The organism is Streptococcus sp. FSL E2-3488 (genome assembly GCF_038003585.1).
Lineage (GTDB): Bacteria > Bacillota > Bacilli > Lactobacillales > Streptococcaceae > Streptococcus > Streptococcus thermophilus.
Window position 1 is genome coordinate 1,250,028 of sequence record NZ_JBBOPL010000001.1, and the last position, 26,276, is coordinate 1,276,303.

27 protein-coding genes and 1 CRISPR repeat array are annotated in these 26,276 nt (G+C 38.4%); of the genes, 9 read left to right on the plus strand and 18 right to left on the minus strand.

What is annotated here, in order from left to right:
* Positions 1-70: 70 nt before the first annotated feature.
* Positions 71-2,956, plus strand: coding sequence for a DUF3427 domain-containing protein (locus MHH90_RS06400; protein WP_023909542.1), 2,886 nt, complete (start codon positions 71-73; stop codon positions 2,954-2,956).
* A 22-nt stretch (positions 2,957-2,978) separates the two neighbouring features.
* Here the strand turns inward: MHH90_RS06400 and MHH90_RS06405 are convergent, their stop codons facing one another.
* Positions 2,979-3,368: a (deoxy)nucleoside triphosphate pyrophosphohydrolase gene (locus tag MHH90_RS06405; RefSeq protein WP_064355509.1), complete on the minus strand. Its 390-nt coding sequence runs from the start codon at positions 3,366-3,368 to the stop codon at positions 2,979-2,981.
* Positions 3,369-3,469: 101 nt separating this feature from the next.
* Positions 3,470-3,778, minus strand: coding sequence for a hypothetical protein (locus MHH90_RS06410; RefSeq protein WP_116920176.1), 309 nt, complete (start codon positions 3,776-3,778; stop codon positions 3,470-3,472).
* Between the two features lie 194 nt (positions 3,779-3,972).
* Between MHH90_RS06410 and MHH90_RS06415 the strand changes: the two genes are divergently transcribed.
* Complete coding sequence (locus MHH90_RS06415; RefSeq protein WP_011680970.1) at positions 3,973-5,307, plus strand: Nramp family divalent metal transporter; 1,335 nt, start codon at positions 3,973-3,975, stop codon at positions 5,305-5,307.
* A 35-nt stretch (positions 5,308-5,342) separates the two neighbouring features.
* On the opposite strand, the gene MHH90_RS06420 is transcribed toward MHH90_RS06415, so the two are convergent.
* The gene (locus MHH90_RS06420; RefSeq protein ID WP_002886106.1) at positions 5,343-5,555 is read right to left on the minus strand and encodes a YdbC family protein; all 213 of its coding nucleotides are present in this window, start codon (positions 5,553-5,555) and stop codon (positions 5,343-5,345) included.
* A gap of 125 nt (positions 5,556-5,680) precedes the next feature.
* Here MHH90_RS06420 and MHH90_RS06425 point away from each other — a divergent pair, with 125 nt between their 5' ends.
* Together MHH90_RS06425 and MHH90_RS06430 are read left to right on the plus strand one after the other, a co-directional pair.
* Positions 5,681-5,965: a hypothetical protein gene (locus MHH90_RS06425; RefSeq protein WP_014608146.1), complete on the plus strand. Its 285-nt coding sequence runs from the start codon at positions 5,681-5,683 to the stop codon at positions 5,963-5,965.
* Between the two features lie 94 nt (positions 5,966-6,059).
* Positions 6,060-6,599, plus strand: coding sequence for a biotin transporter BioY (locus MHH90_RS06430; RefSeq protein ID WP_014608145.1), 540 nt, complete (start codon positions 6,060-6,062; stop codon positions 6,597-6,599).
* Between the two features lie 50 nt (positions 6,600-6,649).
* Here the strand turns inward: MHH90_RS06430 and MHH90_RS06435 are convergent, their stop codons facing one another.
* The 3 genes from MHH90_RS06435 to MHH90_RS06445 all read right to left on the minus strand — a co-directional run bounded on the left by MHH90_RS06435 (position 6,650) and on the right by MHH90_RS06445 (position 9,282).
* Entirely contained in the window at positions 6,650-6,970 is a 321-nt protein-coding gene (locus MHH90_RS06435) for a CHY zinc finger protein (RefSeq protein ID WP_014621386.1), read from the minus strand.
* Positions 6,970-8,256 carry a peptidase U32 family protein gene (locus MHH90_RS06440; protein ID WP_002945995.1) on the minus strand — a complete coding sequence of 429 codons (1,287 nt, stop codon included), beginning with the start codon at positions 8,254-8,256 and terminating at the stop codon, positions 6,970-6,972. Before MHH90_RS06440 ends, MHH90_RS06435 begins: the two co-directional genes overlap by 1 nt.
* A 96-nt stretch (positions 8,257-8,352) precedes the next feature.
* Positions 8,353-9,282, minus strand: coding sequence for a peptidase U32 family protein (locus MHH90_RS06445; RefSeq protein ID WP_014608144.1), 930 nt, complete (start codon positions 9,280-9,282; stop codon positions 8,353-8,355).
* A 230-nt stretch (positions 9,283-9,512) separates the two neighbouring features.
* On the opposite strand from MHH90_RS06445, the gene MHH90_RS06450 reads away from it, so the two are divergent.
* The gene (locus MHH90_RS06450; protein WP_002945999.1) at positions 9,513-9,809 is read left to right on the plus strand and encodes a DUF3270 domain-containing protein; all 297 of its coding nucleotides are present in this window, start codon (positions 9,513-9,515) and stop codon (positions 9,807-9,809) included.
* A gap of 20 nt (positions 9,810-9,829) precedes the next feature.
* Here MHH90_RS06450 and MHH90_RS06455 read toward each other — a convergent pair whose 3' ends face one another.
* The 7 genes from MHH90_RS06455 to MHH90_RS06485 all read right to left on the minus strand — a co-directional run bounded on the left by MHH90_RS06455 (position 9,830) and on the right by MHH90_RS06485 (position 15,542).
* Complete coding sequence (locus MHH90_RS06455; RefSeq protein ID WP_002946001.1) at positions 9,830-10,270, minus strand: YtxH domain-containing protein; 441 nt, start codon at positions 10,268-10,270, stop codon at positions 9,830-9,832.
* Positions 10,271-10,282: 12 nt separating this feature from the next.
* Entirely contained in the window at positions 10,283-10,681 is a 399-nt protein-coding gene (locus MHH90_RS06460; RefSeq protein WP_011680965.1) for a DUF948 domain-containing protein, read from the minus strand.
* A gap of 122 nt (positions 10,682-10,803) precedes the next feature.
* Entirely contained in the window at positions 10,804-11,595 is a 792-nt protein-coding gene (lgt, locus tag MHH90_RS06465; RefSeq protein WP_340725852.1) for a prolipoprotein diacylglyceryl transferase, read from the minus strand.
* Positions 11,595-12,524, minus strand: a complete 930-nt coding sequence (gene hprK / locus MHH90_RS06470) for an HPr(Ser) kinase/phosphatase (protein ID WP_046206415.1) — start codon at positions 12,522-12,524, stop codon at positions 11,595-11,597. The genes lgt and hprK overlap by 1 nt, the downstream gene beginning before the upstream one ends.
* Before the next feature lie 129 nt (positions 12,525-12,653).
* Positions 12,654-12,917 (minus strand): PspC domain-containing protein, encoded by a 264-nt coding sequence (locus MHH90_RS06475; RefSeq protein ID WP_011680963.1) that lies wholly within the window; start codon positions 12,915-12,917, stop codon positions 12,654-12,656.
* 65 nt (positions 12,918-12,982) lie between these two features.
* Positions 12,983-13,423 carry a SprT family protein gene (locus MHH90_RS06480; protein WP_002946099.1) on the minus strand — a complete coding sequence of 147 codons (441 nt, stop codon included), beginning with the start codon at positions 13,421-13,423 and terminating at the stop codon, positions 12,983-12,985.
* The gene (locus MHH90_RS06485; RefSeq protein ID WP_113870393.1) at positions 13,410-15,542 is read right to left on the minus strand and encodes a Tex family protein; all 2,133 of its coding nucleotides are present in this window, start codon (positions 15,540-15,542) and stop codon (positions 13,410-13,412) included. The genes MHH90_RS06480 and MHH90_RS06485 overlap by 14 nt, the downstream gene beginning before the upstream one ends.
* A 68-nt stretch (positions 15,543-15,610) precedes the next feature.
* On the opposite strand from MHH90_RS06485, the gene MHH90_RS06490 reads away from it, so the two are divergent.
* Genes MHH90_RS06490 through MHH90_RS06500 form a run of 3 tightly spaced genes read left to right on the plus strand, consistent with a single transcriptional unit; the run spans position 15,611 to position 17,462 of the window.
* Positions 15,611-15,742 (plus strand): SPJ_0845 family protein, encoded by a 132-nt coding sequence (locus tag MHH90_RS06490; protein ID WP_258258840.1) that lies wholly within the window; start codon positions 15,611-15,613, stop codon positions 15,740-15,742.
* Positions 15,743-15,747: 5 nt separating this feature from the next.
* Positions 15,748-16,647: a permease gene (locus tag MHH90_RS06495; RefSeq protein WP_113870394.1), complete on the plus strand. Its 900-nt coding sequence runs from the start codon at positions 15,748-15,750 to the stop codon at positions 16,645-16,647.
* Complete coding sequence (locus tag MHH90_RS06500; protein ID WP_095559302.1) at positions 16,647-17,462, plus strand: TIGR03943 family putative permease subunit; 816 nt, start codon at positions 16,647-16,649, stop codon at positions 17,460-17,462. Before MHH90_RS06495 ends, MHH90_RS06500 begins: the two co-directional genes overlap by 1 nt.
* Before the next feature lie 41 nt (positions 17,463-17,503).
* Positions 17,504-19,059: a CRISPR direct-repeat array (repeat unit 36 nt; unit sequence GTTGTACAGTTACTTAAATCTTGAGAGTACAAAAAC).
* Positions 19,060-19,122: 63 nt separating this feature from the next.
* Here MHH90_RS06500 and csn2-St read toward each other — a convergent pair.
* The 5 genes from csn2-St to MHH90_RS06525 form a co-directional block, all read right to left on the minus strand.
* The gene (csn2-St, locus tag MHH90_RS06505; RefSeq protein WP_164135596.1) at positions 19,123-20,175 is read right to left on the minus strand and encodes a CRISPR-associated protein Csn2-St; all 1,053 of its coding nucleotides are present in this window, start codon (positions 20,173-20,175) and stop codon (positions 19,123-19,125) included.
* A complete protein-coding gene (gene cas2, locus MHH90_RS06510) occupies positions 20,172-20,495 on the minus strand; it encodes a CRISPR-associated endonuclease Cas2 (RefSeq protein WP_002946754.1) in 324 nt (107 codons plus the stop codon). The genes csn2-St and cas2 overlap by 4 nt, the downstream gene beginning before the upstream one ends.
* Position 20,496: 1 nt before the next feature.
* Complete coding sequence (gene cas1, locus MHH90_RS06515; RefSeq protein ID WP_002950323.1) at positions 20,497-21,408, minus strand: type II CRISPR-associated endonuclease Cas1; 912 nt, start codon at positions 21,406-21,408, stop codon at positions 20,497-20,499.
* 176 nt (positions 21,409-21,584) lie between these two features.
* Entirely contained in the window at positions 21,585-24,950 is a 3,366-nt protein-coding gene (gene cas9, locus MHH90_RS06520; RefSeq protein ID WP_340725853.1) for a type II CRISPR RNA-guided endonuclease Cas9, read from the minus strand.
* Between the two features lie 255 nt (positions 24,951-25,205).
* Positions 25,206-25,817 (minus strand): hypothetical protein, encoded by a 612-nt coding sequence (locus MHH90_RS06525; protein ID WP_024704046.1) that lies wholly within the window; start codon positions 25,815-25,817, stop codon positions 25,206-25,208.
* Positions 25,818-25,986: 169 nt separating this feature from the next.
* Here MHH90_RS06525 and MHH90_RS06530 point away from each other — a divergent pair, with 169 nt between their 5' ends.
* A complete protein-coding gene (locus tag MHH90_RS06530) occupies positions 25,987-26,244 on the plus strand; it encodes a hypothetical protein (protein WP_113870397.1) in 258 nt (85 codons plus the stop codon).
* The last annotated feature ends 32 nt before the right edge of the window (positions 26,245-26,276 follow it).

The window sequence follows — 26,276 nt, forward strand, 5'->3', positions numbered from 1 at the left end:
TATGAAAATATTATCTATACCTATTTTTGATATAATGTTAGTAATTTGTATTCTTAGAGAGGGATTATACATGCCAGAGGGAATTAATTTATTTCAGGACACTTTGATAAAATCACTTAAGTTTGGTTTTGTTGATAACATTAAATATCAAGATGGTGGCTATTCTCCTCAGATTCTTGTGAATAATAGTGATGAAAAACGCTATGTCTTGACAGACTTACAGAAAGAATTAAGTAAGTGTGCTGCTTTCTACTTTTCTGTCGCCTTTGTCACTAAAAATGGAATTGCCATGATTAAGTCGCAATTATCAGACCTAATGGATAAGAAAGTGCCAGGGAAAATCTTGATTTCCCCATATCTAGATTTCAATGACCCTGATGCAATGCGTGAGCTACTAAAGCTTAAAAACGTTGAAGTCCGTTTAACACCCGAAAAAATACAGATGCACGCCAAATTCTATCTTTTCGAACATACTGGTAAACAGGTACTGATCTCAGGCAGTTCAAACCTCACACATACATCTCTAAAAATTAATTATGAGTGGAATATCAAACTGACCTCTACTCATAACGGGGAGTTTGTTCAAAATACCAAATCAGAATTTGACCGTATTTGGGAACAATCAGAGCTACTAACACCCGAAATAATAGAGACCTATGCTAAAAAGAGAAAGAAAATCATTAGTCTCACAAAGATTAATGATGAAGAAAAGCTCCCTTATTCAGCTGAAAAAATTGTTCCTAATAAAATGCAAGAAGCCGCACTTGAAGGGCTCAGAAATATTCGGGAACAGGGAAAAGACAGGGCACTTGTTATCAGTGCCACAGGTACTGGTAAGACATTTTTATCTGCCTTTGACGTTAAACAATATAATCCTGAGCGCATGCTATTCATCGTCCATCGTGAACAGATTCTCAAAAAATCTTTAATAGATTTTCAAAAAGTTCTGGGCTTTAATCCATCTGAAGGACATATTTATCACTCAGGTGATGATTTAAATGGAAAAAAATATATCTTCGCGACTATCCAAACATTATCACGCGAGGATAACTTAAAAGCTTTTTCAAAAGACTTCTTCGACTATATTCTCATTGACGAAGTGCATAAGGCTGGAGCTGATTCATACAAAAAAGTTATGGGCCATTTTACACCGAATTTTTATCTAGGTATGACAGCAACTCCTGAACGTACTGATGGCCAAAATATTTACGAAATTTTTGACTATAATATTGCCTATGAGATTCGCTTACAAGATGCATTAGAAAATGACATGCTCTGTCCTTTCATTTATTTTGGTGTTAAAGACATCGAAATTGATGGTCAACTTATTGACGAAAAATCAAATATCTCAAACCTTACATCAGATGAGCGTGTCAAACATATTCTAAATAAAATTGATTTCTATGGTGTTTGTAATAATCAAGTTCGTGGACTTATTTTTTGCTCATCAAAAGCAGAAGCCAGAGAATTATCAAAAAAACTTAATCAACATGGAAAACGTACCATCGCATTGACTGGTGATGACGATATCAACTATCGTGAAAAGGTTGTTAAGCAATTAGAAGATGGGAAGCTTGAATATATCTTGACCGTTGATATTTTTAATGAAGGGATAGACATACCATCCGTAAACCAGGTAGTTATGTTGCGTAACACGCAATCAAGTATCATTTTTGTTCAGCAGCTTGGTCGTGGACTTCGTAAACATAAAAGTAAGGATTACGTTACTATCATTGATTTTATTGGTAATTACAAAAATAACTATCTGATTCCAATTGCATTATTCGGTGATAAATCTATGAATAAAGATAATTACCGTCGTGAACTACGAGAACCAAACATCTTGAGTGGTTTAACAACCGTGACCTTTGAGGAAGTTGCTAAGGAACAAATCTTCAAATCGATTACAAACACGGTTCTATCTAACATGAAAATTCTCACAGATGCCTATACTGATCTTGAAAATAAACTTGGTAGAACGCCTATGCTAATCGATCATTTAACCTTTGATAATATTGATCCAATAGTATTTTTCAACAATAATAGCTTCAAAAACTATGCGGATGTTATTAACAAATTTTCAAACAAGGCAATAGAACTCACTGATACCGAGAGTAACTGGTTGAGTTTTATCACATTTGAACTTCTTCCTGGTAAACGAAAACATGAGCTTCTTCTACTTCAGGAACTTATCAAAAAGGGTGAAATCTCAAAAGATAAGTTTATTAAGATTTTGGAAACAGAACAATTATCTACTAAAGACTCAATTATCTCCTCTGTTAAGAATGTACTAAGTCTTCAATTTCTTAAATCTCAAGAGGTAAAAAAATTCGGCACAGAACCTCTGGTCACTCTAGAAAAAAATGTTTATAAGCTCAATCCTGAGGTCATAGATAGTTTCAAAAACTCCGATTTCACCTTGCTCTTTAAGGATGTTATTGAGGCAGGACTATATAAAACAAATGATTATCCTGAAATATTTACAATCGGTCAAAAATATTCTCGTCGTGATGTCTGTAAACTTCTGAACTGGTTTAAAGATGAACCCCCACTTAACATCGGTGGCTATAAAATAGACAAGAATACTAACACTTGTCCAATCTTCATCACCTACCATAAGGATGATGAAATCAGTGATACTATCAAATACGAAGATGAGTTATTAAACGAGACTACTCTTAAGTGGTTTTCTAAAAACAAGCGTACACTTGAGTCTCCAGATGTAAAAACAATTATCAATTCCCCTGAAAATGGATTAGACCTAAAATTATTTATTATTAAAGATGATGCTGAGGGCGGCGATTTCTACTATTTAGGTGACTTGACCATCGTGCCATCTACTGTTGAAGAATTAGTACGCCCACTGGAAAGTGGTAATGAAAGTATTGTTACTATGAATTTCAAACTAGATAATCCTGTCCCTGACACTCTTTATCGTTACATAACTAATAAATAAGAGCACCACATAAGTGATGCTCTTATTTTGATAACAATTCTACAGCTGGTCTATCTACAGGTGCCCAATTCAAAGTTTTCAAGCGACTTGGCTCTAACCAAACTGAATCCTGATGCTCCAACAAATCTAGATTTCCACAAACCAGTTTAGCATGAAAGGTATTCATAACAACAGTTCCAAAATCATAATCATAGGAGGCCTCATTGACAAACGAAATAATCTCAATCTTGGAATTTAGTTCTTCATAAATCTCTCGAATCAAAGCTTCTTCAGGGGATTCTCCTTCTTCCAACTTACCACCAGGAAACTCCCAGTATCCACCCAAGCTTTTTCCTTCTGGTCGTTGGGCACAAAAGATTTTACCATCTTTTTCGATGGCTGCTGCCACAACATTAATGATTTTTTTAGACATGTAACATTCCTCCAGATAGTATTCTATCAAAAAGCTATCACGACAAACAAACTTAAATTTGTTATTTAAAAATGTTTCCCTCAATCGAGAGAAGCATTTTCTTATTTCCAAAATTTTGCTTTTGATGCTGCAATCCAAGCTGATAAACAAGCGAGGGCTACTTCTGCATAAATCGCGTATTGTTTAGCAGGATAAAGCCATGCTTTATTTTCTTCATGCCAATGAGACTTCCAGAGACCGATGTAATTTTCTGTTATTTCAGGATTTTTAAGGCACTCCATGTAATTTGCAGGTAAATTGTCTGGTTGATTCGTTTGTATGTTAATGATATAAATCACCAAAACAATCGCAATGACAGCTAAGAGTTTCAAAGCAATCTTTTTCTTGGCTGTTAGTTGAAATGCTTTCAATTATTTTTCTTCCCAATATAGTAATATATGTACTCCTATACTTTAGTATAAAAAGTAGGGATACAACATTAATGATTAAAAAGTCAAAACCTTTCGAAAACCTTGCATATCTTGCTCATAGTGTTATAATGGAACTGTCCGTCTGTCTAGAAATAATACACTTTTAGGCAGATGCGACTTAGAAAGAGGTATTTATGACATTTTCAAAAAAGGTTTCCCTTTCTGAGGTAAACCAATCCGTAGATACACCTAATAATAATCGTTTTTGGCAAAATCTTAAGGCTTTCTTGGGACCTGGGGCTCTTGTGGCCGTGGGTTACATGGATCCAGGGAACTGGATAACAAGTGTCGTCGGTGGGGCGACCTACAAGTACAGCCTACTCTTTGTCATCTTAATTTCATCATTAATCGCTATGCAGTTGCAACAAATGGCCGGAAAATTAGGGGTTGTGACCCAAATGGACCTAGCTCAAGCGACTGCCTACCACTCACCTAAATGGTTGCGATACACGCTTTGGGTGATTCTTGAGCTGGCCTTAATGGCGACGGACTTGGCTGAGGTACTTGGTTCTGGCATCGCTCTTAACCTACTCTTTGGTATTCCAATCATGGTTGCTATTCTGGTGACAGTCCTTGACGTCTTCCTACTCCTGCTCATCATGAAGCTGGGATTCAGGAAAATCGAGGCTATTGTTTCAACCTTAATTTTGACCATCTTGGTTATCTTTGCCTATCTAGTAGCCTTGTCTGAGCCTAGTGTTGCGGGAATCCTCGAGGGTTATCTTCCTACGCCAGCACTCTTCGAGCCACATGCTGCTGGGGACACCAACCAATTGACTTTGGCACTTGGGATTGTGGGGGCAACCGTTATGCCACATAACCTCTACTTGCACTCATCCTTGTCACAGACTCGTAAGGTTGACTATTCAGATGATAAAGACGTGACCAAGGCTGTCCGTTTCATGACCTGGGACTCCAACATTCAATTGTCTTTGGCCTTTGTGGTTAACTCCCTCCTCTTGATTTTGGGGGCAGCTCTCTTCTTTGGTCACGCTTCTGATATTTCAGCCTTCTCACAAATGTACAATGCCCTTCAGGACTCTAAGATTGCTGGTGCGTTAGCTAGTTCGACACTTTCAACTCTCTTTGCCTTGGCGCTCTTGGCTAGTGGTCAAAACTCTACTATCACTGGTACTTTGAGTGGTCAAATTGTCATGGAAGGTTTCCTCCACATGAGGTTACCAAAGTGGGTAATTCGTTTGTTCACACGTCTCTTCGCCCTGCTACCTGTTATCATTGTAGCTATTCTCTACGGCGATCAAGAAAAGACACTGGATCAACTCTTGGTGTATTCACAAGTATTCCTTTCAATTGCCTTGCCATTCTCTATTTTCCCTTTGATTTACTACACTTCTAAAAAATCACTCATGGGAAAACACGTCAATGCCAAGTGGAATACCTACCTCGGTTATGCCATCGCTATTGTCCTAACCATTCTCAATCTCAAACTTATCTTTGATACGTTTTAAAAAAAAAACAAGGCTAGCACCATGCTGACCTTGTTTTAGTTTTTGAAGGCGTCAACGAGAACTTGAAATTCTTCGTTACTAAGGGTAATTCCCTTGCCCATCTTGGTGTGGTCTGGACTCCAAGTGCGGATATCGTACTTGGCTGGTGCTCCGTTAAAGCTCACACGATTAAGCTCCTTAGTCCATCCCTTATCATTCTCAGACAATACCAAGAGTTTTTCTTCAATTTCAAATGAAAATTCTGCCATTTGCTTACCTCCACTAACTTTATTCGTTTTTTTCCTGTGAAAATTTCAGGATTTAGCAAAAAGTTATCCACAAAATTTTACCTTTCATGCTATAATTATTTTATCAAGAAACGAAGGAAATGACCATGATAAACTTTTTAGAAGCGGTAAAGCATCAGCTTCATCAGTTTGTGGAAACAGGTCACTGCAAACCTGTCCACCTAATGCAAAATTATCTTATTAATGATATCTATCATGCTATTGATAATAAACAAATGGTCATGCTGGCTTCTAATCATAGGACCTATAAGGGCTACATCAATCGTTATGACAGCCAACGTCAAGCTATCTTTATCGAGCAGGACAAAGTTATCAGTATGATTGAACTAAAAGACATTAAACGTCTAAAAATCATATCTCAACGAGGTTAAGTATATTAGTTAACCTCTTTTTATTTTTGGGTTGACTAATATAGTAGGTCTTGGTATTATAAGTTAACTATCAAATCGCTCGAGGTTAACTCAAATGACACAAAATCGGACACTATCCCTTATTCTTCCAGCTTTTGGTGCTGCTATTATTGCTGCACTGGCTCAAATCATCATTCCGATTGGGGCAGTTCCCATTACTCTACAGACCTTTGCTGTAGGACTTGTGGCTGCTGTTTTTAAACCGAGGGAAGCTACTCTTTCTGCTATCCTCTATCTTATTCTTGGCGCTATTGGTTTACCCGTTTTCGCAGGAGGTGGCGGTGGGCTTCAATCCTTCTTTGGTCCTTCAGCTGGCTATCTTCTTGCCTATCCTTTTTTTGCTCTTGTCACATCAGCACTAACCCATGCTAAGACCCCTATCTGGAAAAGCTTTTTGGCTTTTGTTTTGGGAGATGCGCTTGTCTTTGTCGGTGGTATCCTTAGCCTGCACTTTCTTGGAAAGATGGGTTGGTCTGCAGCTGTGGCGGTCGGTTTGACACCCTTTATCATTCCCGACCTCATTAAAGGTCTGATTGTTACTTTGGTGACTAAGCCAGTATTAAAAGCTCTAAAAAGTCATAGCTACTTTAACTAAAGAAAAAAAGATTGAAGACTTTGTTCCTGTGAACAGAATCTTCAATCTTTTTATTTTTCAAAATAAATATCATAATGCTTTGAACAAGCTAGGTTGAAAGCACTGTGACAATTAGGACAAACTATTGCCTCTTGATACTCATCAATAACCATCTCATGCTGATAAACACCACAGATAAGGACCTTGTCCTGCTTGAGATGACAAGGATAAGCTCGAAAGCTATGTGTTCCTCCAAGCCTATCATGACACTGATAACAAGCATAATACTTCAGACAATCGAAGCATTTTAGGGCAACGATATCTAGCTCTGTGTGATAATGCTGGCACCTGCTCTCATTATCTACCAAGAGACCATATATTTTTCTCGTCATTAGACACGAACAGTCTTACTTGAACCGTCTTTTTGGTAGAGATTAATCAAACCTTCTTTAGTTGAACGAATCATATCACCAGGTTTAACTTCTTGTGGCACGGTAATAGTAAGAAGTTCCATTGGGTTTGGTGCACGATCAATCTTATTACCATTAGCATCGTGAAGATCTTTGATCTCACACTCGAAATGACGGAAGCCTGGTCCGTAGAATTCAACGTGGTCACCTTCGAGGATAACATTACGTTGACGGATCGTAGCTGTCATAGTTACTGGGTCAAAATCTACTACTTCACCAACAAATTTGTATTGTGGAATCTTACGACGGGCACCAAAGAGTTGCTCGTTTTCTGTTGGAGTCTTGTAATAAAAACCTGTTGCCAATTCACGTTGGGCAACTTTCCAAAGCTCGTTAACCAAATCATCTTTAATAGCATAAAAGGCTTCTGCACTTTCCATGTAAGCATCACAGGCCGCCTTGTAACAGTTGGCAACTGTTGATACGTAATGGACAGATTTCATACGACCTTCGATTTTCAGGCTATCAACACCATTATCGATAAGGTCCGGGATGTTTTCAATCATACACATGTCAACAGCTGACATTGAGTATTCTTCAGGAACTTCACCGTGAATACTCTTTCGCTCTTGGCCGAATGGCATGTCGTAAAGGTCATATTTCCAACGGCATGACTGTGAACAACCACCACGGTTGGCATCACGGTCTGACATGTGGTTAGAAAGGGTACAGCGACCTGAGTATGAGATACACATAGCACCATGGACAAAGGCCTCAATTTCAAGGTCCGTACGTTTACGGATTTCAGCTAATTCTTCCATAGTAACCTCACGTGCTAAAACAACACGAGTCAAGCCATACTGTTTCCAAAAATGAAAAGTTTCAACGTTTGTCGCAGATGCTTGCGTTGACAAGTGGATGTTAAGGCCTGGAGCATAGGTTGAACAGATTTCAATCAAGGCTGGATCAGATGCAATAACGGCATCGAGTCCCATATCACGCAATTCACGGAACCACTCACCTGCACCTTTTTCATTTCCTTCATGGGTAACCATGTTAGAAGCAACGTGCACGTCAACGCCACGAGCGTGAGCGTATTCGATACCTTCACGAAGCTCATCCATGGTAAAGTTTCCAGCACGGCTACGCAAACCATAGGCTTGTCCACCAACGAAAACAGCATCTGCGCCGTAATTTACAGCAACTCTCAATTTTTCCAAAGTCCCAGCAGGTACCAGTACCTCTGGGCGTTTTTTAGTTGTAGTCATAATTTCTCCAATTTGCAAGATTGTCGATTTTAGTTTTTAGGATAGATCTTTCGTTCCCTGAAAATGGAAAACTCTCAACCGAAGGAGGACGTAATTTTATTTTACACGGTCAGGTTCATAATCATAGAAACCTGTGTCCAAACCACGGTTGGCTGGGTGTAATTTATGAATGGCTTCATCGAAGAGGAAGGCTTGATCCTGTGAAAATTCTCCAGCCTCGATGAGGTCACGAGCCTTCACAAAATATTCGGTAATTTTTACAAAGTTTTCACCTGGGCAATAAACACCGTCCAACTTCCAGTGGTCAAAACCATGCTCAACGAGTTCTGAAAGCTTAGTCATCATATCCAGGTCATTATTGGCAAAGATATGTGTTCCATGCAAGTCTTCATAGACTGAGTAGTGAGAATCTGGATCTCCAGGTTCAGAAAGAAAGAGGTCACGTTCTTTGGTAACAGCTTCATCCGTTTTGATAAAGTTGTAGTAGTTTTGAAGAAGTGGTCGTTTTGAGTGGTGAATGATACTTGCCCCGTAAACCAAAACCTCTGCTGGAATTTGAAGATTTTCAGCCATGATGAAGAGTTCCGCAGATGGAATCTCACGGGCCAAAACAGCTTCAGATGCTCCTGCCTGTTTGCCCCAGAAATTAATCTGACGGCTAGAGGTTACCATGGTTGAAGCATCATAAATCATTTTGAAGGGACGTTTATCACGGTTACAGATGTAGAAAACTCCTGCATCACCAACCGTGATATAATCTGCTTTAATTTCTTCAAGAAAATCAAGGTAGTCAGGAAGAGCATCCATCATACTTTGGTGCATGAGGGCGTTAACTGCAACAGTTAACTCTTTACCTGACTCATGTACCAGCTCTGCGATTTTTCGCATTTCTGCGAATGAAAGAGGCTTAGGCAAACGAAGGCCAAAAGTTTTTTCGCCGATGTAAATACGATCTACGCCAAGTTCTAGGAGCTCACGTGCCTGCTCGTAGCTCTCAGCTGTCGCTGTAATCACTATTTTTTTCATAACTCATATTATAGCACAAATTGATTGATTTTTTTAGAACTTTTAGGTTTTGTTAAATCGTATTTTGATATTTAAAAATAGTTTTATAATACTAGAATTTCAAAAAAAAACTTTGCAATATAAACTTTTTATGGTATTATTAAAAAGATTGTAACTAGTAAAATACTGACTCAGTCTTTTAGCCTACACAAAATAGTGGTTTAGGTACTTTATATAGAAAGGAGGCAGACATGGCTGACAACTTACACCGTCAATTTGATCACATCGAAGATTTCGAGATTGAACGTCGTCAAACGACCAATTATCAAGACGATCAAGGTCTAAATAGTAATAGTATTAAACTACAAGATATGATTTTCTTTGGACGTGTCTCAAGCTTCTGTGTTTCAACAGTCCTAGTTGCCTTCCTTTTCTTGGTAGCACAGGTAGCTACCTTCTGGGCCTTCTTCTGGGCAATTACCATTAGCGCCATTGGTCAGTTAGGCATTTATGTCCTAATCGAATATCTTAAAGCAAAAGAACGTTGACTAAGGAGTCAACGTTCTTTTTAGTTTGATTCTGCTACTTCTTCAGAGATATCTTTGATATCAATGAAGATATCATCAACGATAGCTTTTGTTTCTGCTTTAACATTGGCTTGCTCAGGTGTTACTTGAGCTGTTTTTTCCTTGATGAGTTCAAAGCTCTCTTTTGCAAAGTCAGCAACTTGAGCTGTTTTTTCTTGAACGGCTTTTGTCAAATCAGTTGCAGTGATGTCGCCATTTTCAAATTTTGTTTTATAATCTTGGAAAGTATCGACTGCTAATTCTTTATAGTCGCTAACTTTTTCCACTACTTGATTTTGGTAAGCTTTAGGATCTTCTTTGAATGAAGCGATTTCCTCATCAATACGTGCTTTAACTGCTTTACCTTTTTCAGTTGTAAAGAAATACGCTGCTGCAGCTCCAGATGCTGCACCAATAATTAGGGTGTTTAGAAATTTACTCATGAAAAGACCTCCTTATTTTTTCTTGTCTTTTTTACCAAATAGTTTTGAAGCAACCTTGCCGATAGCAAAGGCTGAGCCTGCTTTACCGACACTTGCTCCTGCTGCACTTGCCTTAGCAGCGAGGTGACGAGCTCGAGTATTCAAGTCAGAAACACTTTCTGAAAGATCAGCTACTGCTACAAAGAGAGGATCAATCGTTTGAACTTTTTCATTAACATCTTCAACCAAGACATTAGCCTTAGCCAAAATTTCATTTGTTTGGTGAAGTGTTACGTTAATATCTGTACGAAGAACCGCAACTGTTTCTTCAACTTCTTTGACAACATGACGTGTGCGAAGTAAAGTTGGGATTAATGCAATTAGAAATGCAGCAAGTGCGATTGCGATAATAAGAAATGCAATTTCTACCATAGTTTTAGACTCCTTTGACCTGTTTAAAAGGTTAACAAAAAAACTGAATGTTTGACTCCTGCCTCGTATGACCTTTGTTATTATAATTTTCACTTCATTATAACAAAGTCTGAACAGTATGACTAGTTTTTCATTTTATAATCTGCTTTTTGACGTTGTTTACGGAAATATAAGAGGACAGCTCCAAGGATAATGATGGAAATGCTGACCCATTGTGAGACACGCAAGCCGACAAACATAAGACTATCCGTACGCATGCCTTCAATGACAAAGCGTCCAAGTCCATACCAGATAAGGTAAAATGAAGTCACATCTCCCTGTCGCAATCCCTTATTAAAATATCGTAGTCCCAGAATAATGCTAAAACCAACTAAATTCCATAGGCTTTCATAAAGGAAGGTAGGTACACGGTAGCTTCCATCAATAAACATCTGCTGACGGATAATTTCTGGAAGATAATTCAGTTGACTAACTGCTTTTCCATAGGCCTCTTGATTGACAAAATTTCCCCAGCGACCGATGCTCTGAGCTATCATGACCCCAGGGGCCGCAATATCTAGAAAATCTAAAACCGCTATAGCATGACGTTTGGCGAACCAATAAAGGACAGCTGCACCAGCAATCAAGCCACCATAGATAGCAATTCCACCATTCCAAATCGCAAAAATTTCCGATGGATTTTGGCTGTAATAAGACCACTGGAAAATCACATAGTAGAGCCTAGCACCAACAATGGCTATAGGAAAGGCTAAGAGAATAAAATCTAAGATATGCTCAGGATTGATTCCCTTTTCAGGAGCCAAACGCTGAGCCAGATAAACTGCAAGCAAAAGACCAGATACAATAAAGATAGCATACCAATGAATACTGATTGGACCAAGTCTTAGAGCAATTGGATCAATAGTAGCTAACATTAGTCTTCACCATTCTTACTAATGAGGTCGGTCAAACGGTCCTTAAAAGTTTTGGTTGCATCATATCCCATTTGCTTAGCACGATAGTTCATTGCTGCAGCTTCTATAACGACTGACACGTTACGTCCTGTCTTAACAGGAATACGGATACGTGGAATCTTAACGCCCTGTAATTCAATCTCTTCATTGCTATTTCCAAGACGGTCAAAGACCTCGTCATTTTCAAAATTCTCAAGATATATGCACAACTGAACTTGAGATGAATTACGGACAGCACTAGCTCCGTAAAGACTCATAACGTCAATGATACCAACCCCACGAATTTCAAGAAGATGGAGAAGAATTTCTGCAGGTTCCCCCCAGAGAGTTCCCTCATCCTTAGCATAGACATCTACACGGTCATCAGCAACTAGACGGTGGCCACGTTTCACCAACTCGAGCGCTGTCTCACTCTTACCGATACCAGAGTCCCCTTGAATAAGAACACCCATCCCGTAGATATCTACCAGAACACCATGGACACTAGTACGTTCAGCTAATTGAGAGTTGAGATACCAAGACATGTCACCTGAAAGTGATGATGTAGAGTTGCGTCCTTGAAGAACTGCTACACCATTTTCCTTAGCAGCTTGAAGCATCTCTTCTGGAATCTCAAGACCACGTGCCACGACAACAGCTGGAGTTTCCTCTCTAAATATATTAGCAAAAACAGAATAACGGTTATTAGCAGTCATGGTTTTAAGGTAGGACCACTCCTTCATCCCAACCAACTGAAGTCGTTCTGGTGAATAATAGTCAAAATAACCCGTCATTTCTAAACCAGGACGAGAGATATCAGCCGTTGTTATCGCTTTTGCCAAAAGCTCCTCATTCCCATAGACAACCTTAAGTTTAAGCTTATCAACCAACATTTTAACAGTTACTGTCATGTTATTTCCTCCGATTATTTACTAGTTTCATTGTATCATAAAAAGGTTTTCAATGCGGTTCGCAAAGCAAAAAAAAAGACCTATGACTAACACTAAGGTCAATCATAGATCTTTTCTGTTATCATTTACTCACCATTTCCACTCGTCTTCTACAGGTTCAGCATTTTTGCGTTTTCTTCCATCCTTAAGTTTTATTTCGGGATAAATATCCTCTTTATAAGGAAGGAGGAGGGCTAAAACTAAGTATAAGAAGATTCCAAACTGCGTGGAAACCATGAGAATAATAGCTAAGACACGAGCCAAAGTGAGGTTCCAGCCAAATTTATCTGCCAAACCTGCAACAACACCGGCGACGAGTCTATTTTTTCGTATCTTATAGAAGTGATTTGGCATGGTTTTCTTCTCCTATCATTTCGTTGATATCATTGTATGATTTTTTGAGACAAAAAAAATCAGTCCTAGGACTGATTTAGAAAAATGAGTTTGCCTTGGCACAAACCGCATCCAAATTTCTGTGTATTGACACGGCGTTTGCGACGGTAAGTGTGACCACAAGATTGGCACTGATAAAGGAAGTAATTTTCTGCCTGGTTTCGCATTTTGGGGGCGTACCTAAGGCCATCCACCCTAGCTAGTAGGTCCTTGAAATCTCTATCCCCATGTTTGCAGCCCTTCCCTTGAAAATAAAGGTGGTAGTGACAGAGTTCATGACGGACGATTTTCCGAAAGGTCTCGAGGCCGTGTTCTTCATAAAGTTTCGGATTGAAATCTAAGTGTCCATCCTTGGGGAAGAAACGACCTCCAGTGGTCCTCAGGCGCTTGTTCCACAAGGCTTGATGCTTAAATTTCCAACCGAAATCTTCGATAGAAACTGTCTTAACATAATCAGTTAGATTCACGTGGATTCACCAAGGAAAGATTAAGCTTTTCGTGTTCTAAGTCAATTTTTGACACCCATACGGTAACTAAATCCCCAACAGAAACCACTTGGCTTGGATGGTTAACGAAACTCTTACTCATCTCAGAGATATGGATAAGACCATCCTCATGGACACCGATATCCACAAAAGCACCAAAGTCCACAACGTTACGTACTGTTCCTTCAAGTTTTTGCCCCACCGACAAGTCTTTGAGCTCAAGAACATCCTTGCGAAGTACCGGTGCTTCAAAATCATCACGCAAGTCTCGACCTGGTTTTAAAAGGTCAGCAATGATATCTTTAAGGGTTTCCTGACCAAGCCCTAGCTCTTCTGCTGTGTCATTAAGATTAAGAGCCTTCAATTTTGCCTTAGCAGAGTCGTCCAAATCTGTGATGTCTAACTGCTTGAAGAGAGCCTTCACCGCTGGATAAGACTCTGGGTGGACTCCCGTATTATCCAAGATATTTTTAGCGTTTGGAATACGGAGGAAACCGGCAGCTTGTTCAAAGGCTTTGGCACCAAGACGTGGGACCTTCTTAATTTCATCACGTGATGTAAACTCCCCATTTTCCTCACGGTAGGCAACAATATTTTCTGAGATAGTCTTGTTGAGACCTGAGACATGTGACAAGAGAGTACTACTTGCCGTATTGACATTGACACCAACCTGGTTAACCACGGTATCAACGACGAAATCAAGATTTTCAGAGAGTTTCTTCTGGCTAACATCGTGCTGGTATTGGCCTACTCCGATTGATTTGGGGTCAATCTTAACCAATTCCGCCAGAGGGTCTTGAAGACGACGGGCAATGGAAATAGCAGAGCGCTTTTCGACCGTCAAGTCTGGGAACTCATGACGGGCCAACTCTGAAGCAGAGTAGACTGAGGCACCACTTTCATTGACAATGACATAAGAGGTCTCTGGGAAATCTTTGAGGACTTCTGCCACAAAGGCTTCACTTTCACGGCTGGCTGTTCCATTTCCGATAGCAATAATCTCAATAGCATGCTCTTTGATAAGGTCAGCCAAGTCTTTCTTAGCTTGAGCAATCTTAGCTTGACTTGCTGGAGCAACTGGATAGATGACCTGAGTTGTAATCAGTTTCCCTATTTGGTCAACGACGGCCAATTTAGCTCCTGTACGAAAGGCTGGGTCAAATCCAAGTACCCTCTTTCCTTTAAGTGGTGAGATTAGGAGAAGGCTTCGAAGATTTTGAGAGAAAAGATTAATGGCTCCATCTTCTGCTGCTTCAGTCAACTCACTACGGATACGACGCTCCATAGCTGGAATGATTTTCTTCTTGAGCGACTGGTTGATGACTTCCTCAATATAATCATTTTTTTGCTTGAAACGGGCACTGTAAAAACGATGCATTTTCTCAAGATTGTGCTTAAAGTTTACCTTGATAACGCCTAATTTCTCACCACGGTTAAGGGCCAGAGTACGGTAACCTTGGAGTTTAGATACCTTATCCGCAAAATCATAGTAAATCTTGAAGGTTTCCTTTTCATCCAGAGATTGATCCTTTAGGATCGAAGTGATCTCACTGTTCTTCCAGATTTCGTTGTAAGTCCAAGAGCGCAAGCTATTGTCCTCAGAAAAGGCCTCAACCAAAATATCCACAGCACCCGCAAGGGCCTTGTCAGCTGTTGGAAAGGCTTCGGATGTCAACTTTTCAGCTTCATCTTTGAGGTTTGAACTATTTTGCAAGATAAGACGAGCCAGTGGAAAGAGACCTGCTTCACGGGCAATAGTCGCTTTAGTGCGGCGTTTTTCCTTATAGGGAAGGTAGAGTTCTTCCACGTCTGCCAACTTTGCAGCCGCTTCGATGGCTGCCTTGAGTTGGTCAGTCAATTTGCCCTGAGCCTCAATCTTTGCCAGAACCGTTTCCTTGCGGTCTTGGAGGGCTGTCAAAGACTTATCCATATCAATGATAGCCTTGATTTGAGTTTCATCCAGATTTCCGGTTTTTTCCTTACGGTAACGGGCAATGAAGGGAATGGTATTACCTTCTGCGGTCAATTCCAAAACGGTTTCAACTTGTTGTTTTTTTAGGCCCAATTCTTGAGCCAATGTCTCTAAATTTCGATTTTCCATAAACTCTATTATACCACGATAGGAGGTATGCTTGGGCAGAAAACCTTGTAGATGATCGGAGGCTTTTTATGGCGGTTATTCAGAAAAAAACAAATGAACTTGAAAGCATGATGGCATCTTTTGCGGTTATCCCTAATTTTGAAAAGGCGGGAACTGATCCTAAGAAGGACAAACGTCTTCAAGAAGATAAGAAGAAATAAAAGTTATGGCTATTTTTCATCAACTACCAGATAGCGTTTTTCAGCTTCTGGCAGTTTTTCTATCTATTATTATCGAAGCCCTGCCCTTTGTTTTACTGGGAAGTATCGTGTCTGGCTTTATCGAAGTCTTCTTGACTCCTGAAAAGGTCCAAAACTTCCTGCCGAAAAACAAGGTCCTGGCTATTCTCTTTGGAACTCTAATTGGTTTTATTTTCCCTTCTTGTGAGTGTGGGATTGTTCCCATTATCACGCGCTTTTTAGAGAAAAAAGTGCCTAGCTACACGGCTATTCCTTTCATGGCAACTGCCCCTATTATTAATCCAGTCGTTCTCTTTGCGACCTATACGGCCTTTGGGAACTCTTGGTACGTGATTTTACGTTTCCTCGGGGCTTTCTTGATTGCCATGATTTTGGGAATCTTGCTGGGCTTTGTGGTGGATGACCAGATTCTTAAGGAAAATCGAAAGGTCAGTCATGTGCACGACTATAGTGGTTTGTCAGCTGGTAAGAAGGTTTTTCAAGCCTTGATTCATGCGGTAGATGAATTTTTCGACACTGGGCGTTACCTGATTTTCGGGAGCCTGGTGGCCGCAAGTATGCAGACCTACCTACCTACCCGAATCCTAACGACCATCGGTCATAATTCTGTGACAGCCATCCTCATCATGATGCTCCTGGCCTTTATCCTCTCACTTTGTTCTGAGGCAGATGCCTTTATCGGAGCTTCACTACTCTCTAGTTTTGGAGTGGCACCAACAGTGGCCTTCCTCATCATCGGTCCTATGGTTGATATCAAGAACTTGATCATGATGAAACACCAGTTTAAGACACGCTTTGTCGGGCTCTTTGTGGGAACCGCAAGTCTGGTAACAGTCATTTACTGTCTAGTATTGGGGGTGATTTAATGTTACGTTTTCTCATCTTATCTGGGTATTTTGAGCTCGTCATGTACTTGCAAGTTTCTGGCAAGCTCAACCAGTACATTAATATCCACTACTCCTACCTGGCTTACATTTCCATGGCGCTTTCCTTCATCCTCGCTTTGGTTCAACTCATCGTTTGGATGAAGAAAATAAAGGTTCACTCGCATTTGTCAGGTCGAGTGGCCAAGGGAGCCAGCATCGTTCTCTTGGCATTTCCAGTTCTCACTGGGCTCTTAGTGCCAACGGTGACCCTGGATGCCAATACTGTATCAGCTAAAGGTTATCATTTTCCACTGGCGGCAGGGAGCGATCCTAATCAGGCCAATCAAGAGGGAACGACTATCCAGTACTTAAGGCCGGACACCAGCTCCTACTTCACCTCCTCAGCTTATGAGAAGGAGATGACCAAGGAGCTAGCCAGGTACAAGGGACGTGAGACCATCCAGATTACCACGGAAAATTACATGGAAGTCATGGAGCTCATCTATCTCTATCCAAACGATTTCGTGGGTAAGAAGGTCACCTATACCGGCTTTGTTTACAATGACCCGCAGACCGAGGGATATCAGTTCATCTTCCGTTTCGGTATTATCCACTGTATCGCCGATTCAGGTGTTTACGGACTGGCAACGACAGGAAGCGACCAAACCTTTAAGGATAATACCTGGGTAACAGTCACTGGTACCATCACTGTGAATTATTATCAAAACCTTAAACAGAGCCTCCCTATCCTTAATTTGACTGAGATTAAAGAGGTTAGTCAGCCTGACAATCCTTATGTTTATCGTGTATTTTAAAAAGCCAAGTTCAATTGAACCGGCTTTTTATGTTGAATCAAACTGTACAGTTACTTAAATCTTGAGAGTACAAAAACACAATGATACATTCGTAACCGAGTTAAGCCGTTGTACAGTTACTTAAATCTTGAGAGTACAAAAACCTTCCACTCTATTGCATTTCTTAGTTTCCAGTTGTACAGTTACTTAAATCTTGAGAGTACAAAAACACTGTAAAAAGTAGCTGTTACCGTTGGTTGGTTGTACAGTTACTTAAATCTTGAGAGTACAAAAACGTGTAAGTGTCCTTGTATCTTTCGAAATATGTTGTACAGTTACTTAAATCTTGAGAGTACAAAAACCCATGCACTCACCGTTTGAGGTGTAGTACCGTTGTACAGTTACTTAAATCTTGAGAGTACAAAAACTGACTAAAGAACAATACAACGGTGTTAACGGTTGTACAGTTACTTAAATCTTGAGAGTACAAAAACGACGTGTTGTAATCTTCTCCCAATTTCCCAAGTTGTACAGTTACTTAAATCTTGAGAGTACAAAAACAAGATGGAAGAACAATCATCGAAGGAGAAAGTTGTACAGTTACTTAAATCTTGAGAGTACAAAAACGGACGCATATTGAACAGCATAACCCATTTAAGTTGTACAGTTACTTAAATCTTGAGAGTACAAAAACTACCGAAGAAGAAGTCATGGTTACAAATGCAGTTGTACAGTTACTTAAATCTTGAGAGTACAAAAACTGCGGTGTTTGATGCATCTTGCTGCTTCTTGTTGTACAGTTACTTAAATCTTGAGAGTACAAAAACACCTCATTTAAAAACTCGTATATTGTCATTGTTGTACAGTTACTTAAATCTTGAGAGTACAAAAACATCGATTGTATCTGCTTTTTCCGTATGCCAGTTGTACAGTTACTTAAATCTTGAGAGTACAAAAACCGCTACCATATCATAAGTCATACCTGAATAGTTGTACAGTTACTTAAATCTTGAGAGTACAAAAACTTCAGCCCAATTTTAAGCTTTGAGGTGACTGTTGTACAGTTACTTAAATCTTGAGAGTACAAAAACAAAAGTTCATTATACGGACCTCTAACTACGTTGTACAGTTACTTAAATCTTGAGAGTACAAAAACTGACCAAGGAACAGTATGACAACGTACAGGGTTGTACAGTTACTTAAATCTTGAGAGTACAAAAACTTGTTTGTTTGACCAAATCCAATTAAGTAAGTTGTACAGTTACTTAAATCTTGAGAGTACAAAAACTGTACGCTCATTATCTAAATCAAGTAGCTTAGTTGTACAGTTACTTAAATCTTGAGAGTACAAAAACAAATGAATTGATGAGTAACTGATAACCTCTGTTGTACAGTTACTTAAATCTTGAGAGTACAAAAACTCGTGAAAAATTGGGGCGCTTGCTAGTTGCGTTGTACAGTTACTTAAATCTTGAGAGTACAAAAACTTGGCTTTAGCCAATCGAAAAGCTCCGCCGGTTGTACAGTTACTTAAATCTTGAGAGTACAAAAACTGTTTTGTTTTTAAAAAGCCTGTATCAGCGTTGTACAGTTACTTAAATCTTGAGAGTACAAAAACCTCAAATGAAATTTTGACGTTTTTATACCCACATAGTGATTATAAAATCAATAACTGTCCTTGTCAATCCTTACTTTCTAAAAATTTATTTAATAGTTCCTTATCAGGTGTCTGAGAATATCTTATACGGTAACTAAAATGAAACAGCTGATTTAGGATATTCAATATTACTGAATCAACAAGTGAGAGACTAGGTTGTCTCAGCATTTTTGTCAATAAATAAGGTGTCACAGTTTCTAAAGACATCCTAAAACCTTCTCTCGTCGGAAAATCATTACTTGGATAATATTTCATTACCCTTTCATACATAAACTCAACATCATACAAATGCTCCACCTGGTCAGATAAAATATTGACGAACCTACTATTTTCTTCATCAATTTTTAAATAGCCTTGGTCACTAGGAAACAAAATAAAGGTTAGATTTGGATACTTCTTGACCAGATGACAGATTTGCCTATAAAAAATAGTATAAGATTCTTCTGAGATAAATCCATCAATATTTTTTAGCACAATGAGATACTTCTCTGTTGTTTGTGAAAGAAGATGGTCTAACATTTCTAAAAAGAGGGATAGTTTATCAATATTAGAAACCCATTCAAAAGATAGATTCTTGTTCTCAATGGCAAAAAATGGGCTAAAATTTTTTGTGAGTAGTTGGTCTAGTGTTAGAGGGAGATTCTCCAAATGGTATTCTACCTGTCCACAGTTTAAGTTTATATGCTGATTCATTGCTCTTTCTATAAGCTCTACTTGTTCATTAATTTTCTCCAAATGGGTTACTATATCAACTTGATTGGCAATTTTACGAAGGTAAGCGTGGGCAAGTGTTCCTTTCTTGTATTCCATCTGCTCCAGTAAATCCTTAAAACTTGAAATGTCGATATAGTGATAGCTATTTCGTTTCACTATTTCTCCAACTTCATCAAGTATGGTAGGCTCCTCATAATCAAAAATACTTAAGTCCTCACTTGAGTATTTTTTTCCACCAAAATACCAGTTCAAAATCTGCCAAGTATAATATTTGAGTTCATTATTCTGACCAACAATTTGTGTGATTGCACCAATATTTAATTCAATACGTTCTTTGTAAGGATGTTGTACAAAAAATTTCATATGACCACCAACTTATTATCACTGACGATTTCTTCTTGCTTAGTTTTACCACCTATAATTAATGTCATCTCTGAAAATTGTTTTTCAGTAACTGCCAAAAGTCTCACATTCCCAGCAGGAAGATTGCTCATCTTTAACTTCTTATAAAATTTATTTGCAAAGCTTCTATTAGGACAAGTGCGATAGTAGACCGAAAATTGTAACATTTCAAACCCATTTGAAATTAATTCTTTACGAAAATTACGATATATTCTTTTTTCATCCTTGGATTCCATTGGTAAATCAAAAAAACATAATAATCTCAATGCTTCATACCTCATCTTATTTTCTCCACTCTAAACTTGATACCACTGGGCAGTGAAATTTACTACTATCTTTTTCCGAAATATATTTGATAAAGCCTTTGACATATTTGTCCATAGCAACTGTCACTGAGCAAGTCTCTTTGCCATATTTGATTTTAGCATTGAGTAAATCTGTCAATCCCAACCTATACTCATACTTAAGGAATTCCTGATCTCGTAGATTATCATATACCCAAACATCTACAATCTGTCTAAATGGCTCCATCAAATCGTCAACCAAATTAAACTGATTGTATTCATTTTTATGGAAGATTCCTAATAGGCCATTTAAACCATAACCCGCCACTATTCTAGCCATCTGAGCCCTCATGATAGCATAGCCATAGTTTAAACCAGCATTGATGACATCAGCTTCTTTCTGAGTTACTCTGACAAATTGTTTACCAAAGAGCTCATTAAAGTAGACCTTGGCAGCATGTCCTTCTCTATTCGTTCTATCACCAGGTTCTATCTGCTCTTTATAGTCTGAAAGTAATCTAATGTTGTCCAGACTTTTTTCAAACATGGCTAGAACATCCTCTTGGTTATTGATTTTATAATAAGTTACAATCTGCCATGCCTTGTCCTTTTGTTTCTGAGACCAATCCAGCTGTTCTTTCAAGCGCTTGTACGCTCTAAAGTGCCCATTTTGTGAGTGATAAATTCCTGTTGGTAAATGTTCGTTATCGCAAACAACTAAAGCAATATTATATTTACTTAAGGCACTTAATAGACGAAGGGTAACAACTGTATCCCCACCTTCTGCAACGATTATCGAAATATCACTTAGTGGCACCGTAAACTCTTGTCCCATCTTTTGCACTAATAAGTTATCAAGCTTTAAGCGCATCTTCTCGCTTTGACTGACATGTACAACTCTCCAAGTCATTTCTTCTCCTCTTTAAATAACGAAAACACCCTGCCATAAAATGACAGGGTGTTGATTTCGGCATGAAGCCTTATCTTTGTAGCTTCTGCAAGATTTAAGTAACTGTGTAAGGCGTCCCTTACACTATTATTATAGTATATGATAACTATAATTGCAACACTTTCTAACAATTAATATTAAAAATCTAGCTTAGGCTTATCACCCTCATTTTTGATGATATGCTGATTTCCTAGGACATCTGTTCTTACCTTATAAATAGAAATATTTGATTTTCCTAGCCCTTTTTTGCATTGACCACTATTAGCAACGTTACCCAACACTTTAATTAACGCCTCACCTCCTTCAAATTTCTGTTTATCATAAGGTTTTAATTCAACATAATGCTTTTGTTTAGGCATAGTTCGAGAAAGAAAACGGAAAAGCTGTTGTTCTTTTGTTTCTGTATCTTTAACGAGTAACAAATCATTTTTATAAAGTGTAAACTTGAATTCTGAATCAGAATCTACACCCTCTTTTTTCTTAATGTCATTGTATTTTTCCTGGGAAATCTTATATGTTCCTGTCCCTTTTTCAAATTGTAAATCAGCATATTTCAATCCGAGGATTTCGTATTTTCCAGTAGTCTTATTGAAATAGACATCCGCTCTCCATGGAGAAACTGACTGTAAGACAACTTTATTGTTACTGTCCTTCGGAGTAATATCAATATGATTGCCTAGCTTACTATCATAGTATTTAAGACTCTTGATTTCAGGACCATTGCCTTTTTTACTATATTTACGAATATAGCCATGTTCTTCTTTATATTTTAGGAAAGGATTACATGGTACTTCTTTCCCTTTTTCATTCATTTCCTTATTAGGATAGTTCTCTAAAATTGGCTCGATAACTTTCTCAAAGGTTTGTGGGTCGTGACGATACATGAGGAATTTTGACTTATCCTTCTTATAAATCTTCATAAAGGCATCATAACCATCCTGAGTATAAATATCTTTGATTTTCCCTAAGACATAAGTTTCATCCGCCTTATCTTTTCCTACTTTAGCCTGTCTTGTCGCATAAATAGTGGCATCTGATATTTTACGATTAAACTTAGAATCCACTTGATAAGAGAATAAGATACTGTCTTCAAATTCTTTACTCTTCAATGTATCAACAAAATGTTGATAAGGGGCTTTGAACACAGATTCCTTGTACTCATCATCACTAATAAGTTCACCTGTTTCAATATCAAGGAGTTGGTCTTCTGAATAACTTACAAGGGTATTCTTTTGTTTTTTCCACAAATTCAACTGACTTGAGGCGGCAATAATCAATGCATCGACAGCATGGTGATGATAAGTATCACGAGTCTTCTCAATTCCCCAATGGCGTCTCAATTGAGATGTAAATTGGCCACGAACCACGGAAACTTTTGTATCAATCTTGTGAGCTCTAAAGTGTTCTTGAAGGGCATTGAGGACAACTCTTGAAGCGTATCTTGTATCTACAAGATTTCGTTCAATAAATTTCTTTCGAACATCAAACTTTGAAATATCTTCTTCTGTGAGGAGGTATTCTTTTTTCTTGTTCGAAAGTGTTTTTGACTCACGTACAAAAGCTTTTAATTCACGGAAAGACCACGCATCATCCATACTATCTAAAGCCTGATAAGGTGTTCGTTGTCCTTTTTCTTGGTTAGCAGTTGCATAAACCAAAACCTTATTTGCAAGGCTATCATCGAATGTGATAGAAAGAGGTAAAATATGATCTACTTCAAACTGATTAGGATTATTTATCAAATCATGGATTGAGATTGTCTTACCAGTATAAAGGCAACGTTCTCCTTGCTGATGCCAAAGGCGGATTTTAGTCGCTAATTGCTTATGACCGTGGAAAACACTATGTGGTAATTCAGCCTTTCCATTATATTGGTTAGCAGCCTTAAGCATTGCTGCATCTTTTTCATCTTTGTTGGCTTTTTGAATCTTTTGAATAGCTTTCTTTTCATCATCTTCATTTGTTTCACGAGCCATTTCGATGACAATATTGTCAAAGTCTCCGTATTCTTTAATCGCCGCATTTACGATTTTTATAGCCTGGCGAACAGACTTAGCAACAACAGGATTATAGATTTCTTCAGTTAATAGTTTTTCATCTATATATTTTGTTTTATTTGAAGACGAAGTCGTTTTTTGTTTTCCAAGTCGTGTCAGGATAGTCATTTGCTCTTCTGACGTCTCATACAATTCTGGAATTAACTCCATCATCAGTTTGACAGAAAAATTATGCCATCCTTTTCCAAAAATGGAACTATTTGCTTTGCGGAATTGAACCAATTCGTCAACTTGCTTCTGGCTAAAGCTACCATCAGCAAATTCATGTTCTAAGGCTTCTTGAATACCTTCCCTCTCAGTGTTTAATGTTAAGACATAGGCTAATTTATCAAGCGTTTCTCTATCCATTTGCTCAATATCTAAGGTTTCAAGCGTTTTCATTTTTCGATAGGCTTCGAAAGTATGAATCTCAGCCTTACCTGATTTGTCGATACGGTATCCCTTGATATCTGCAACATCACAAGAAAGTAACTTAGCGATATATTTAAAAAGTTTCGCTGGCCCCATTGCCTTTTCATTTTTGACATAATTAATGATTTGATTCTTCTGTTCTTTGCTCAACTTTTTGGTTTCAGTAGGAACTGTTAGATTGTTCAAATCATTTAGCAAATTGAATTCTTGAGCCGTGTAGGAAGCTTTTGCTGCTCTAAACTCTTCTGGATAAAATGTACATTTCCCAATTAGAATTCCAAAAATATTGTCTAAAGTTTCTCCATTCGTTCTGTAACGACCATAATCAGTCCGTGACTTTTCATTTCCGGGTCCATGATAATATTTCCGTTTTCCAGTTAAAATTTCGAGATAACGATTAACAAATTCATCTGTAATCTGTGGATTAAATTCTTGTTGAGTTTGCAGTATCCTTAAGGCTTCTGAACGATAAGCTGATGTTGGAAAGACATTAATCAAGCGATGTTTTTTGCCATCTTTCTCAACAGTAAAATCACCACGTAATTGACCATATGTTTGGTAGCGTTCCAACTGTATCTGTCCCGGTGTCTTAGTTTCTAATTGTTTACTATTTTCCTTAACAATTTGTGCATAGTCTCCTACTGGTGAATTTCCGTCATCACTAGCATCATCGAGGTAACTAATCCCACGGTGTTTCACCATATTTTTAAGAGCGATAAACAGTTCTTCATTAGACAATTCATCGGTCAAGCCCTTAACTCGTAATTGATATGGGTTAAGATTAATTGAAATCTTCGTAAAATCGGTGATTAATCCACTTTCCTCAAATAGACGATTTAAACGAACTCTACGATGTTTTTTACGTCGTGTCAAGCGTCTTCCTTGACGATTCGTTCTACGTACTAGGTTATTTTCCGCTTGAGCTGCTGGGAAGATGCGTGAGTTTTTATGGATAATTTCTCCTGTCACTTTGTTAAGGATACCTACACCAACAGAACCTATACCGATATCAAGTCCTAAAACTAAGTCACTCATTTAATAATCCCCTTATGCTTTTTTCTAATATTATAAACTAGTATCTGAAAATTCGCAACTTTTTTGTAAACGCTATAATCTATGTTTTAAAAAATCAATTTAATATCATTTTTATCTAAACAACGTTATTCACTTCATTCCGAAACCTAGAAAAAATATAAGTAGTCCTCCCTCTAACGACTTTGCTCATGTAAAAAACCAAGTCAGTTTAGACTTGGTTTTGGATTTTATTTTTGAACAAATGATTTTAAACTACTAACTTGTTGGCAAGGAAATCGGAATATTAAGCTTCACCTTCATCTTACCGTTGGTAACTGTGGCTTGGTCAATCTCGTATCCTATTTCAGGAAGCTTGATCTGGATCTGGTTGTTAACCATGCGAACACCACTACTAGACTGGGCAATGCTCTTCTTGAGATAAGGCAGAACCAGTGATTTTGGAACTGGAAGACGACCCAAGTGGGCACCTACCAAATCTAGTAGGATGACTTCCTTGTTAGTGCTGACCGTAAAATCAAGGCTAAATGTTGATTCGATAGGGCCAAGAGATACGGGAACCTTAGCTGTTAGATAGGAATCATTCAACTCTACGGTACTGTTTTGCAAGGTCTCATCATTAGATTCAGCTATGCTTGCTTTTAGGACTTGACGAAACTGATTACTATCAAGATTAATCTCGGTTGAAAGGCCACCTGATGAGAGGGATGCCCCACCGATACCAGCCTGGGCTAAATCAACAAGAGATGTTTGTGTTGATACATTTTTTAATTGGTCTTGACTATCGATATTGTCCGGAATAAGTAGAGCCACCACTGCCAAAAAGAGCACAATGACGAGGATAAGGAGTCGCTTAAACCATTTCCACATAGGGATACCTCATTTCAATTTTTCACTTTTGACGTCTATTGTACTGTAATCAAGGGAAAAAAGCGAGTAAGAACTGGAAATTCTCTCATATTTTTTTAATCCAATAGGTAGGGTTCAAGAGATTCATAGACCTTTAAGTAGGCATTGGCATATAGGTGAACGCCGTCATATGGTGGAACCACTGATTTCCATAAGTCTCCTCGGTTATATCATTAGTACCGATATTGCTGAAAACCTTAGTCGGTCTCAAATCCAAAAGCAGGGAATGGATATGCTGGACAAATTCATCCGTATTCAAACCACTGATGCCTCGATTATAGATGATATCGTCGATATCTCTACTCCCAGCAAGTTCACAAAGGGGAAAAAGCTCCATGAGAGAGGAGACAATGAAGAGCATCTCCCCCTTGATGACGACCTCATTTAAGTACTGATAGTTTTTCAGTTTGGTTTCTTATG